7 protein-coding genes and 2 tRNA genes are annotated in these 13,925 nt (G+C 41.7%); 6 read left to right on the plus strand and 3 right to left on the minus strand.

Features of this window, described 5'->3' with window-relative positions; translation table 11 throughout:
• Window positions 1–1,084 precede the first annotated feature (1,084 nt).
• The gene (locus V1U08_RS01370; RefSeq protein WP_329353267.1) at window positions 1,085–1,879 is read left to right on the plus strand and encodes a thioredoxin domain-containing protein; all 795 of its coding nucleotides are present in this window, start codon (window positions 1,085–1,087) and stop codon (window positions 1,877–1,879) included.
• Window positions 1,880–2,619: 740 nt separating this feature from the next.
• Window positions 2,620–5,451 carry an Ig-like domain-containing protein gene (locus V1U08_RS01375; RefSeq protein ID WP_330469704.1) on the plus strand — a complete coding sequence of 944 codons (2,832 nt, stop codon included), beginning with the start codon at window positions 2,620–2,622 and terminating at the stop codon, window positions 5,449–5,451.
• A gap of 109 nt (window positions 5,452–5,560) precedes the next feature.
• Here V1U08_RS01375 and V1U08_RS01380 read toward each other — a convergent pair whose 3' ends face one another.
• Complete coding sequence (locus tag V1U08_RS01380) at window positions 5,561–7,591, minus strand: hypothetical protein (protein WP_330469705.1); 2,031 nt, start codon at window positions 7,589–7,591, stop codon at window positions 5,561–5,563.
• Window positions 7,592–8,469: 878 nt separating this feature from the next.
• Between V1U08_RS01380 and V1U08_RS01385 the strand changes: the two genes are divergently transcribed.
• Window positions 8,470–8,556 (plus strand) — tRNA-Leu (locus V1U08_RS01385).
• A gap of 115 nt (window positions 8,557–8,671) precedes the next feature.
• Window positions 8,672–8,745 (plus strand) — tRNA-Cys (locus tag V1U08_RS01390).
• Window positions 8,746–8,844: 99 nt separating this feature from the next.
• On the opposite strand, the gene V1U08_RS01395 is transcribed toward V1U08_RS01390, so the two are convergent.
• Both V1U08_RS01395 and rnk read right to left on the minus strand, forming a co-directional pair.
• Complete coding sequence (locus V1U08_RS01395) at window positions 8,845–9,816, minus strand: sensor domain-containing diguanylate cyclase (RefSeq protein ID WP_330469706.1); 972 nt, start codon at window positions 9,814–9,816, stop codon at window positions 8,845–8,847.
• Between the two features lie 203 nt (window positions 9,817–10,019).
• A complete protein-coding gene (gene rnk, locus V1U08_RS01400; RefSeq protein ID WP_014234174.1) occupies window positions 10,020–10,427 on the minus strand; it encodes a nucleoside diphosphate kinase regulator in 408 nt (135 codons plus the stop codon).
• Between the two features lie 412 nt (window positions 10,428–10,839).
• On the opposite strand from rnk, the gene nirB reads away from it, so the two are divergent.
• Window positions 10,840–13,404, plus strand: a complete 2,565-nt coding sequence (nirB, locus tag V1U08_RS01405; RefSeq protein WP_014234175.1) for a nitrite reductase large subunit NirB — start codon at window positions 10,840–10,842, stop codon at window positions 13,402–13,404.
• Window positions 13,405–13,417: 13 nt separating this feature from the next.
• Window positions 13,418–13,741: a nitrite reductase small subunit NirD gene (gene nirD, locus V1U08_RS01410; protein WP_014234176.1), complete on the plus strand. Its 324-nt coding sequence runs from the start codon at window positions 13,418–13,420 to the stop codon at window positions 13,739–13,741.
• Window positions 13,742–13,925 lie beyond the last annotated feature (184 nt).

Raw genomic sequence — 13,925 nt, forward strand, 5'->3', positions numbered from 1 at the left:
TTGTCATATCTATTGGAGTAGTAGTGTTCTGGAGGCGATCGATCATAAGTTGCTACATTAGCACAGCATGATGTTCATTTACCATATTAATCGGGAGGGTATTGTTCATAACATCTCATGATGCGTATAGAAGGTTTGGGGCCATTGTCACAAGCGATAGGGGATTGTCTTAAGCCTTATGGTTTTATCTTGAAAGGTGTTTGGGCGAGCATCCTGAGTACTATTCTTGGCGTTAGTAGCTTATACGGCAACTTGAGAAAACTGAAAGAGCACAAAAGCTTAAAAATGATTACGTTAAGTTAGCACACGACAGGTGCTCTTTCAGCGCTACTAATCTATCTAACGGCCAAGTGTAATACAAACTAAGAATACTAAGCACGCGATGACTAAGAGGGTAAGTTCTTTATTACGCAATGTCATAATAGATCCTCCCTATATTTCATGTATAAATAAAAAGTGACGGACCAAACAGAAAATTCGATATAATTCATGTGTTAAACGTAAAATTACCAATCTCTATAATTAATGTTAGTTGAAAAGTGGGTTTTATTTTTTACTTCGGAGAAGAAGTTGATTTAAATCAAAGCAGTAGACAATAAATGTTCGAAATATGATGTTGGTTTATCAGTTAGTCAACTGTTAATTGAGATTGCCACTAGTAATCCGGATTATTAATTCTTTTAGATTTTATTAAAGTGGCACATGTAATGACTAGATTAATAGGTACAAATCTTATTTATGGTACTAATGAGGTATAACTCTGATTTAAAAGCCATATTTATCGTTATAAGCCAATTAACCTTACTACGTAAATTGACTTATGTTTACACGTTGACAATACTTTTTAACAAATTGAAAGAAGTGACTGTTTAATAATAAGTTGTAAATTTATTTATGCATCTAGGGTCATTACTAGTAATGAGATTCCTCGACAAAGTCGTATCTAAAATTCATTACTGATAAATGTAACACTAGTGAGGTGTAAACAACTTATCTTCAACATCTGGGAACGGAACAACTTTCATTTTTGCAGAGCAAGGTACGAGCAGGTCGTATCGACACTGTTTTATAGTGGGGGCATAGCATGTTAAGGCACATAGTGAGATTGGCAGCTCCGTTCGTTTTACTGCCATTAATTTCTGGCTGTCAGTCAGAAGATACGGATCAGTTGAAATCTGAAATAGAGTCACTTAAACAGGAGATAAGTCAACTTTCCGAGTCAGTCGGTAAGATTGAAAGTGAAGTAAAAGATATGAAAGAGTTGGCATTCAAACCGCCAAAGAAAGAGCCACTAATACTACCTAATCAACCTAACTTTACTGACGATGGTAACCTTCCAGTTTTGGGAAGTACAGAAGCAAAAATTGCTATCATTGAGTTCTCAGACTTCCAATGCCCTTATTGCAAACGTTTTACCGATAATGCGTTTAAACAGATAAAGGAAAACTTCATCGATACAGGAAAAGTGCAGTACGTCGCGCGCGATTTTCCTCTCAACTTTCATCCCCAAGCCATGCCAGCCGCCATTGCTGCGACATGCAGTTTTAAACAAGATTCCTACTGGCCAATGCGAGATATGTTATACACCAACGCAAAACAGCTAGGTGATGAGTTCTATCAAAAAGCCGCAACAGATTTATCTTTAGACATGCAAGCGTTTACTGACTGTTTAAAAGATCAATCGGTGGCAGATAAAGTTGAAGGGGATTTAACTCTGGGTAAATCACTCGGTGTGAGAGGTACTCCAAGCTTTCTTATTGGTCGGGTAGAAAATGGTGAACTTATCGAACCTCAAATCGTAGTGGGCGCTCAGCGCTATCCCGCTTTTGAATCGATACTTAATGAGCTAGAGAAAGAAAAGAATAAACCCGAAGAATAAAAAATAGATGAATAAAAAAGGCAGCCGAATTGGCTGCCTTTTTTAATATATAGAAACTATATTTAAATCACAAAAAGAGAAAATATTCCCGTTATAAAAAGGCCAGATAATCCGCTTGGAACTATTTCTATACGATATGCAAACTTTTCATTAAATTGTCTTAATTGATAACAAAATGTAATTATTATGTTAAATTATGGTGTGAAATATAATTTGTCATTATTTAGTTAGATAAAGGTCATGAGTATGACAAGTCATTAATATAGATAGTGATAAAGTGTAAATAATAGAGAACTGAAGTTCTAATATTATTCTTATTTCATATTATTAGAGTAAACATTTTAACAATCGTAATGTTTTCCTACATTCATGATTTTAATGAAATTATTCAAAATTTATTGTTTTTATTATCAATATGGTTGAAATTTAATCTATGTATTTGCTAGTATTTTGACCTTCTAAGAAGTGCATAAATACTATTTTAAATGTCAGTGGGGGATACTAGGCTAGTGGTATAAATATTATACAATGACACCTTTGGTGCGATAATAATGTGATTTATTATATTCCAATCATCAATATTGAATGACGTATTTATTGGTTGTTTTGAATTTAAATTTCAAGATCCTATTATTATCACCTAGAGCTTACCGTTAATCATTACACGATTTTGTTGTATTCAACGATTGTGGGAACTGCTCGTCTCTAATGGTTTTCTTTACTTAAAGAAAACTAAATATATGCAAAAAAAACATTGCTTGCTGGCTAATGATCCGGCGGCCATTGTGTGGCTGTCATTTTACGCTGGGATGAAATTTAACTTCCAAAACGAAACGGACCTGAAAATTTTACGTATGTTTAATATCCTCTATAACTCAAAAATATTGGCTACTAATGCTTTTAAGTTTTCCATAACAACCCTGTTTGGGGCTTCTGCACTTTTGTTCAATGCATCGGCTGTATCTCAGGACGATACTTATGGTATCGGTTTAGATGCAAATCACCATCATAGCTATGGACAAAATATCGCGTCAGAGAAGCGTCAAAATGCTCAAGCAAATACCAAAGCATTGATGAATGCGATGGCTGCCTACCAAAACGCTACAAAAAGCGAAAAAAGTAACTATCTAAATAAGATGATTTCACTAGCAGAAGAGCGTCAGCAACTGTTAACTGAACTAGTAAAATCATCTCCAGCATCTGTGGCTAGTGTTGCGATTACCACCGAAGAGCAACAAGGTATGCCAAAGGAAGTTAAGAAACTTCTAGAGCAAGAACAAGTGCTTGAAGGTGAGCTTGAAGTCTTTTACGAAGACTATGAAGATCACAGCAAGAGTCGTTTACATCATGTACTTAAAACAGCCGATGGAAGTGTAGAGCTGCATATCTCAAACCATGCAAATGTAAAGTCACTGCAATCTGGTTTGAAAGTGCGTGCCAAAGGGTGGAAATTTGAAGAGATAGGTGAAAATTCTGAGTTATTAATGCTTGAAGATTCTCAGCAAAGTCTCACTATAATGGCGGATGGAAGTAGTGTTTCGACCACAACAGTAAGCACCACTACATCAACATTACCTAACACGCTTGGCGAACAGGCGACTTTGGTCATGCTGGTAAATTTCCAAGATGATGTACAAGAACCTTGGACGGTCGAAGAAGTGACCGACTTAGTCTTTGGATCTGTTAATGATTTTTACAGAGAGAACTCTAACGACCAGACTTGGTTCGCTGGTGATGTGCAAGGCTATTACACATTACCTATTAATTCTGTCTGTGATACCGCTCAAATCTATACAGCCACTAAAGAAATTGCGGCTTCTAACAACTTGGATATAGATAGTTACAGTCGTTTAGTGTTTGTATTCCCGCAAATTTCAGATTGTGGATGGACAGGAAAAGGCACGGTTGGAGGCACGCCATCTAGAACTTGGGTAAATGGTTCTTTGACTTTAAGAACGGTTGCGCACGAATTAGGGCATAACTTAGGTTTACATCACGCTAAAAAGCTTGAATGTGGCGTGGATGTCATTAATGGAGATTGCTATACGATTGAATATGGTGACAGTCTAGAAATTATGGGAACACCTGGGTTTACTGGCCATTTCAATGCCTTTAATAAAGACAGCTTAGGTTGGTTCTCTACAGACTCATCGTCAATCGCTGGTAAAATTGTTGAAGCAACGACAGATGGCAGCTACGTGCTTGAGCCTTATGAAGTTACGCCAGCAGGTGAAGCCAAAGCGGTTAAAATCCAACGTGGCGTTGACGCGACGAGTGGTCAAAAACTTTGGTATTATCTTGAGTACCGTCAGCCTACAGGCTTTGATAGCTATCTTGGCAGTTACCCAGCACTTACATCCGGTGTAACAATGCGATTAGGTACAGAGTCTGATATGAACAGTAGCCAACTTATCGACCTAACGCCTGCAAGCCAAATTACAGATTGGAACGACTCAGCATTATCTGTAGGTTCTAGCTATACCGACGCAGATGCAGGCATCACAATCACTACTGAGTGGGCAGACAGCAGTGGTGCAAGCGTTCATGTTAGTTTTGCAGAGCCGACGTGTACTCAGCTTGAGCCAACTATTTCTGTTACTTCTAACCAGAGTACCGCTATGGTTCCTGGTAGCCTGAAGAGCTACACGGTATCTGTGACCAATAACGATAGTGATAGCTGTTCATCTTCTAATTTCTTAATTGAAGCGGAAGCTCCAGCAGGTTGGACAACAACGGAAGCCACTATCGATTTAGCGCCGGGTGCGAGCGATACGGTAACGCTTGATGTCACTTCGGACGAATTAGCAACGGATGGTACTTATACGATTACTTTCAACGCCTTTAATAGTGTTGATAGCAGTTACTTCACTAGTACAACTTCGAGTTATTTAGTTGAAACTCCAGTTGAAGTATGCGAGATGGGGACTCCGCTATTGACCGTGGTTCCAAAGCAAAGTGGTGAACTTGAGCCGGGTAGTACAATCAGTTACACAGCGACAGTAACCAACCAGGATAGTGTGAATTGCGATTCTACTCTTTTCAATGTAGCGCTAAGCGTTCCTAATGGTTGGAATGGAGATAATGGAACAGTCACTTTGGGTCCTGGTGAAAGTAAATCGGTAACACTAGACACAGTAGCTAGTTCAGATGCATCAGATGGCAGTTACAATGTAACGATCTCTGTGCAACATTCGCTAGATTCAAGCTTGAGTACTAGTGAGATGGAGAGCGTTGTGATTGCCGCTTTGGTTGAACCAAATAGCGCGCCTATAGCTTTGGATGACACAATTACGCTGGCAGCGAAAGACCCAGTGGTTATCAATGTACTAGTAAATGACAGTGATCCAGAAGGGGACATCTTAACGGTTATCTCTGTAACACAAGGCGCTAAGGGTACAGTTCAAATTTCAGGTGACGGTCAGTTGATTTATACACCAGCGAAAAACTTTAAAGGTAGTGACAGTTTTAGTTATACCATCAGTGATGGTGATCTAACTGCGTCAGCGTCAGTGAATATTGGTATGACGAGTTCTTCTGGAACAGAAAGCAATAAGGGAAAAGGTAAAAAATAACCTTCGTAAGATCTTGTCCCGTTAAAAATAAAAAGGTGCAATGGTTAAACCATTGCACCTTCTCGTTATATATGAAGTAATGTCATATCCTTATTGTATTACCTTCAATTTAAAGACTCTCTGCTAACTGTGCTTTGACCGTAACAGTTGGTTCGGCTGCTACACCTCCATCTCCGTCTGTTACCGAAATTTGTAGCGCAGTTCCGAGATCGCTTAATCCGGCAAACGTTAGGATATCAACGGTAAATGAACATGATAATGTACCGCTAGGTGCAATAGAATCAGCGAAACAGTTGTTTGCGATGATTTCATAGTTTGCAGTAGCTAGTCCAGTTACAACATTTGCCCCACCAAGTTTGACGGAGTTCAAGTTAACTGGCTCATAGTTAGACGCGTTTGCAATATCCAAGAACACAGTAATTTCAAGATCTACAGCTAGGTTGACATCAGCTGGCTCATCGATAAATACAACTTTACCATTGTCTGTGTCTGTTAGTATTTCAGGTATCGCATCATCTGTTTCACCCGTTACCATAGCCGTATTCATATGAGGTGTAGAAGGTTCACCAGATAGGAATTCAGTGACTGTACAGAATCTAGTATCTCCAGGAGCTAAGAGGTCACCGTAGAAGTCACAGTCGCCTTTATAGCCAAACTCATCAAATAGCACACCTAGCTCGTCGTCAACCAACTCTGTTAGAGTAATACTATCCACAGGTGATGTATTGGTAATTTCAAACGTAAAGTCTACATCAGCACCAGACTCGGTTACTGAATATGGAGGCTCATCTAATGCGTTAGGAGTTTTAACTAGGTCAATATCACCTGGGCTATTACTGAAGGAGACACTAGCTTGACCAGTATCGTCGTCGGAGCTGTTTTCATTGTCAAAAGCTTCGGCGGTTACATTGTTGACAAATGGTGCATCACCAAGGTTACCAATGACATCTCTTGTATAACTAAATTGACAAGTCTCACCAAGACCCAATACTTCACCCAGACATGCAGCAGCCTCAACGGCTACATTGTATTGGTCATCAGTAATCGATGTTATTGTAACTGCATCCACTGAAGATGTATTCGTTATGACGACGGTATATTCAACAGGCTCACCCGTAATACTTTCCACTACTGTAGTTGGATTAGCCGATTTTGTAACAGAAATAGTCGGTAGTACGTTGTTAAGCTCTACAACGACCTCGTTACTACAGTTTGGATTTGGTGTTGCCACACTACTAGGTGTAACACATGTGTTGTCCCCTACTGGATCGTCGTATTCATCAACGATGGTTGAACGAACGTAGTTTTCAAATAGTTCCGGATCAGGGGCGTTTGGTAAATCTTCGTCATCAATCCGAATTTTATACGTACATTCAAGACCAACAGATTCTGGTGGAATGATGTAAGGCAGCGTTACTGCTTCACAGGCGTTTAATAACCCACTGCTCAATAGTGTGTATTTGCCTTTAGTAACACCTACATCATTAACCCCTGAACCACCATTCAGCACGAAGGTTTGTGGAGCATCACCATTGGTGCTCGATGATACCTCATCTTCGATATAAGTTACTTTCACCAAACTACCTGTGCTAGCAGCAGGGGTGATAGTAATGGTGTAAAGGAACTCTTGATACGGTTCTAAACCTGTTAAAGGAGTTACAGATTTTTCTGTAACTGGCGGATCTGGCTGAATAAAGATTGGAATATTATAGTCATCATCACAATTACATTTTGATGGGGCACCCGGAGTTGCATCAGTTGGGTCATTACACACTTCATTTTGACCCGGTTGACGCCAGCTCACACAGTTTGGCAGGTTGAGTTGTCCATCACCGTCGGAATCTTGACAAAGTGTAGTAATTGTTGTTGAGTGAACAACTACTTGTGCTTGTTCTACGTCCCAACATGAGTCTCCATCGGTATTATTCGCGTTAGTCGAATATTCACCACTTAATGTATAAATATTACAACTCCCGTTAAGTGCATCCGGCGCTCCATTTCTCTGGAAATACAATCCGACGTCATAACGGTCACTTGCGGTAGAAACCACGTTAAAGTCTGCTTCAAAAGTAACATCCTTACCGGCTACACAGACGGTTGTATCAGGGTCAACAGGTTGGCCATCTATTTCTGTAACCACAATATTTGTAGCTTCTGCAATATTAATGTCGTTCGCGGTACAGTTTAAATTTTTACCATATAGATCCTCCATACATGAATCCTGTACGCCGGGATCTTGAGCAAATGCTCCTGGCCCATAAAGTGTTGCAGCACCTAATAGCATGGCGCTGAGCAATCTTTTATGTCGGCTATATATTGAATGTTCCATCATCTACCTTCTTTTTTCATTGAAAGTTGATAAAAGGGCGATGTGAGTATCCAATGATGCCAACACTGGATCCGGCATCATTGGACACACTAACTAATGTGCCCCCGTCCCAAGACAGATGCTCCAAAATGATTAGTACATAGTGACAACTCGAAGCTTCTGTCAGTTGCACACTACAGAGCAAGAAACAAACCAAAACATAACTGGCTGATATTTAAGGAAATAGGGTGTATGAAAGACTGTTTTTTAATGATTGTGGTGAACAGTTTGTTAACCAGTTGTTGAAATGGTTTGATTGTAAATTCTAAATATGCTTTTGATTCAACCAGTTAGGGTAGAGATAAAACATCACATTAAGTAGGTGTACTGAGTGAACAGGTGTACAGTTGGTTTACAGTTTGGCATGCGACTTCTTAAAACAAGAGATCGGAGGTGTTATATCAATGGCAGATTTGCTGGAATCCGAAGGTTGCAGATTAAATTCAGAATAGGCATTCAGATTTCTTTGCTTAACTATGTTTAATCGTTGTGCGAATTGTTTGACTATTAAGCCGCAAAGATCGCATTTTAATCACTTGAATAAAAAAGATAAATTTTTTGTTGACGGTTAATCTCAATAGGTTAAAGTACGCCTCGTTCTCACGGCAAAGGTCGTAGAGAAGATGGTGTTGCCATCGCATGATTGCGTTGCCCTGGTGGTGGAATTGGTAGACACAAGGGATTTAAAATCCCTCGGCGTTCGCGCTGTGCCGGTTCAAGTCCGGCCCGGGGCACCATCAAAAAGATGTGTGGATTGAAAATCCCACCGTCGAGCTGACCGGCCGAGTGTCGGACCATCAAGCACGGCCCGGGGCACCATCTAATCAATTTAGAGAACAAACAATTTAGAAAGGCGCCTTGGCAGAGTGGCTATGCAGCGGATTGCAAATCCGTGGACCTCGGTTCGACTCCGGGAGGCGCCTCCAAAATTCTTAGAACCAGTCTTTATGACTGGTTTTTTTGTACCTGCTGTTTTATGCAGGTGTGCAATTATCGAGTAATGACTATCTCAACTTGTCAGTAAGTTAAGTGAGCTCGATAAACGCGACACCATTCTTGCCATTCTTCTTTATCTCGTACATGGCAGCATCGGCTTTTTGATATATCTCTTCGAAGTTACCCGTACTTGCCTGGAAAATACACACGCCGATACTTAATCCAACGTTCAGTGCGTTTTCATAATCTAGATTTATGATGGACTGCATGGTGGAAGGCACGCAGGTTAAAAGTCGGTCACACAACTCACCCAGTTCTTTTCGAGAGGACTCTTTACATAGGATTACGAACTCATCACCACCGATCCGAGCAATTTGTGCGTCAGTAGGTGTGAGCTCTTTGAGACTGTTTGCAATGCTAATCAATACACTATCACCCGCGTGGTGACCCAGTTCGTCGTTGACGGTCTTAAAATTATCCACATCGAAAAAGATGAGAGAGCGTTTAATTGATTGGCAAAGGTCCGCATTTTCTTTGAAGCATTTTTCTATGGCACTTCGGTTTAGTAGCCCGGTAAGCGGATCGCTATTAGCAAGTTTTGCCAGTTGCTGCTCGTAGCGTTTTTCATTAGTAATGTCGATGTGGGTACCCATCATACGAAGTGGGGAGCCATCATCTGCATACTCTACAATCCGGCCTCTGTCGGAAACCCAACTGTCAGTCCCGTCTTTATGAATCATGCGGTGAACGACTTGGTAGAGATCAGTCTTGCCTGCAAGGTGATCTTCAAATGCACCAACAGCGAGATCGTAATCCTCTGGATGCAGATTGTTTTTCCAGGTTTCGACCGTGGCAGTAAGTTCGTGAGGCTGATAACCCAACATCTTACCCCACTGCATGTTGAATATCGTCAATGTGCCGGAGGGGATATGTTGTTCCCACAAACAAAGGCCATTGTTATCGAGTGCGGCGTTGAGCTTTTCTTCCAGTCGAGCATTTTGACGTCGGAGATCTTCGTTCTCTTTTTCCAATTGCTCTATTCGTTTTAAGTACTCTTCCATGTTCCGGGTATGACGGTTTTCGGTGCATTCAATATACGAAACATATCGAAAGTTTTCTATTCGGTATCATTGAATTAAGCGGAAATATAAGCGAATAGTTTAGAATATGCTGCCAAATTGGCACGAAAAAGTGGGCTGGAAAGATAAGCGCTCCTGGTGCAAAGTGATTAGAGTTCCTTTCCTTTGCACCGGGACAACTGAGGCTAGCGAGTTAGGGCACCACTTTGTTCAGGTTGGTAGGTAACATTGACTATCTCAATGGTTTTTGTTTGTTTATTTGGCATTGGCCAGTCGAGCTTTTGTCCAATAGCTAGTCCGATTAACGCGCTGCCAACCGGAGCGAAAATTGAAATATCGTCGCTGCTTTTTAGGTCTTGCGGATAGACAAGTGTTCTGGTTAACACCTTCTCATCACCAGAGAACTTAAATTCAACAGTAGAATTCATTCGTACAACGTTGTCTGGCATTTCTTCTGGCTCAACAACGATTGCTCTATCAAGTTCTTCTTCCAGTTTTACTAACTCAGCAGCGACACTTGGCATCTTGTCCAGCATAGCTGTGATTCTATTAATATCTATATTTGATATATAGATAGGGTTGCTTTCTGACATTTTCTGACTCCAAAAACAAAAGGCCGCCTCATAAATATGGGACGGCTTTTATATGTCGAATAGGGTATGTATCACATGAATTAACCACATGAATGAAATCTGATTCTAGTCCTTATAATGCTTATTAGCTAGTAAAAGATTTTTATTGATAAGATTGATTTTTATAAAGAAATCAGAAGGTTCATAAGTGTGAAGGGAGATGAAAACTAATGAATTAAATTGTACTTATTACTGTATTTCAATCATCAGTTTTATGTCTTTAAATTACGGTATTTGATTGATAATAAGCGTAAATACAGGCATCTACCCCTTTAGGGTAGTTTGAAATTGTAATTGATTTACATCATGTATTAATTTTCTTACACAAATGACAATGAGCTCAGTGATAAAAACCTAACCCTTAGGAATTATAATGAGCAAGTTGAAGCTAGTAGTCATCGGTAACGGTATGGTAGGGCATCGTTACATTGAAGACTTAGTCGAGAAAGCGGATGTCTCCGAGTTGGATATCACCGTTTTCTGCGAAGAACCACGAGTTGCCTACGATCGTGTGCACCTTTCCTCTTACTTTTCACATCACACTGCCGACGAACTTTCATTGGTAAAAGAAGGTTTTTACCAGAAACATGGCATCAATATGTTGATCGGCGAACGTGCCATCAACGTTAACCGTGAAAACCGTATTGTGTATTCAAATACAGGCCGTGAAGTTCAATACGACAAGTTGATTCTAGCGACTGGCTCATTTCCTTTTGTTCCACCTATCAAAGGCCATGAAAGTAAAGATTGCTTTGTTTACCGTACGATTGAAGATCTCAAAGCGATTGAAGCATGTGCGAAGAACAGTAAATCTGGTGTGGTCATCGGTGGTGGTTTACTAGGTCTTGAAGCGGCTGGTGCGCTAAAAGCATTAGGTGTGCAAACGCATGTTGTTGAATTCGCGCCAAAACTGATGGCAGAACAGCTTGACCTTGCAGGTGGTAATCAACTGCGTCAAAAGATCGAGCGTATGGGGGTGAACGTTCACACTAGCAAGAACACGCTTGAGATTGCTCCGGAAGGGGAAAACGCACGCAATGTGATGCGTTTTGCTGACGGCACAGAGTTAGAGACTGACTTCATTGTTTTCTCTGCGGGTATCCGCCCTCAAGACAAACTTGCTCGTCAAATGGAATTGGAAGTGGGCGCGCGCGGCGGTATCGAAGTCAATGACCACTGTCAGACCTCAGACAAAGACATCTACGCAATCGGTGAATGTGCCTCTTGGAATGGCATGTTCTACGGCCTTGTCGCGCCAGGTTACAAAATGGCAACCGTCGCAGTTGATCACCTGTTAGGTAACACTGAAAGCAAATTCCAGGGTGCAGACATGTCTGCAAAACTGAAACTGCTTGGCGTGAAAGTAGGTTCAATCGGAGATGCGAATGGCCGTACTGAAGGTTGTAAGAGTTACGTTTACCAAAACGAAGAGCAAGAAGTTTACAAACGCCTGATTGTCTCTGCAGATAACAAAAAGCTACTTGGTGCGGTGCTAGTTGGTGATACGTCTGACTACGGCGATCTACTGCAGCTCATGCTAAACGAAATCGACCTACCAGAACACCCGGATGCGCTTATCCTGCCTGCACACGCAGGTGCTGAAAAACCGGCATTAGGTGCTGATGCGTTGCCTGAAAGTGCGGTGATCTGTTCATGTTTTGATGTGACAAAAGGCAAAATCGCACAAGCGGTAGCGGATGGTCACCATACATTAGGCGACATTAAAGCCGTCACTGGTGCAGGTACTGGTTGTGGTGGTTGTATTCCTCTTGTGACTTCAGTACTCAACGCAGAGCTTGCGAAATCTGGTATTGAAGTGAAGAACGACGTGTGTGAACACTTTGCGTACTCTCGCCAGGAGCTGTTCCATCTTATTCGCATTGAAGAAATTAAAACGTTCGATGAGCTACTAGAGAAGTACGGTAAAGGCTACGGCTGTGAAGTATGTAAGCCGCTAGCTGGTTCGATTTTAGCGTCTTGCTGGGGTGAGCACATTCTTAAGCCACAACTGGTTAAGTTACACGACACCAACGACAACTTCCTGGGTAACATTCAAAAAGACGGTACTTACTCTGTGATTCCGCGTATGGCTGGCGGTGAAGTAACCCCTCAAGCCTTAGGCTCGCTAGCAGCAGTCGCAGAAGAGTACAACTTATACACCAAAGTGACAGGCGCCCAACGTATCGGTCTGTTTGGTGCTCAAAAAGACGATCTTCCGGAGATCTGGCGCAAGCTAATCGACGCTGGTTTTGAAACCGGTCAGGCGTACGCAAAAGCCCTTCGTATGGCTAAGACGTGTGTCGGTTCTACCTGGTGTCGTTACGGTGTTCAAGATTCGGTTGGTCTGGGCTCATTCATCGAAAACCGCTACAAAGGCATCCGTACTCCGCACAAGATGAAGTTCGGTGTGTCTGGCTGTACTCGTGAGTGTGCCGAAGCGCAAGGTAAAGATCTTGGCATCATCGCAACAGATGCTGGTTGGAACATGTACGTGTGTGGTAACGGCGGTATGAAGCCTCGTCACGCAGATCTGTTAGCAAGCGATCTGGATAAAGAAACGCTAATTAAGTACATCGACCGTTTCATGATGTTCTACATCCGTACGGCTGCGCCACTACAGCGTACCTCAGTTTGGATGGAAAACATGGAAGGTGGTGTCGACTACCTACGCGAAGTGATCGTAAACGACAAACTTGGCATTAATGATCAATTAGAAGCAGACGTTGCGAAGCTTGTTGATGAGTACGAGTGTGAATGGACAGCAACCATCAACGACGAATCACAACTGACTCGCTTTGCACACTTTATTAACTCAGATAAACGCGATGAAAACGTTGTGTTTGTACCTGAGCGCGAACAGCACCGCCCGGCGACCTTCACGGAGAAACACCCTGAAGCGAAAGGCGACATCCTACACGTAGCCATGACTGAAGCTTAAGGGAAGGTGGATTATGTCATTTGAAAAAATCTGTCATATCAACGAAATCGTACCGGGTACCGGTGTTTGTGCACTGTTTAATGGTCAGCAAGTTGCGGTATTTCGCCCGACTGAAGCGGAAGAAGTGTTGGCAATCAGCAATACCGACCCGTTTTTCCAATCAAACGTGTTATCGCGTGGTTTGATTTGTCAGCACCAAGGCGAGCTTTGGGTAGCAAGTCCACTTAAGAAGCAACGTTTTAACCTAACCACCGGTGTTTGCATGGAAGACGAAGGTTTTAGTGTGAAAGCGTACAAAACACGTGTTACCAATGGTGACGTCGAGATACAAGCTTAGCGAATATGCCCTCCTCAAACGAGGAGGGCATTGATTGAATACTTAGATTGAATAGATAAAGGCTTCCCGGAGGTCGTTTCTGGGAGGACACCGAGAAATGACCACGACAACCGCGAGTCGTAATTGGGAAGCCTTTCTCTATTCAATCTCTAACTTTTAACTTTCATTTTTGAATAAGGACACG

It is taken from the genome of Vibrio sp. YYF0003 (assembly GCF_036350715.1).
GTDB lineage: Bacteria > Pseudomonadota > Gammaproteobacteria > Enterobacterales > Vibrionaceae > Vibrio > Vibrio natriegens.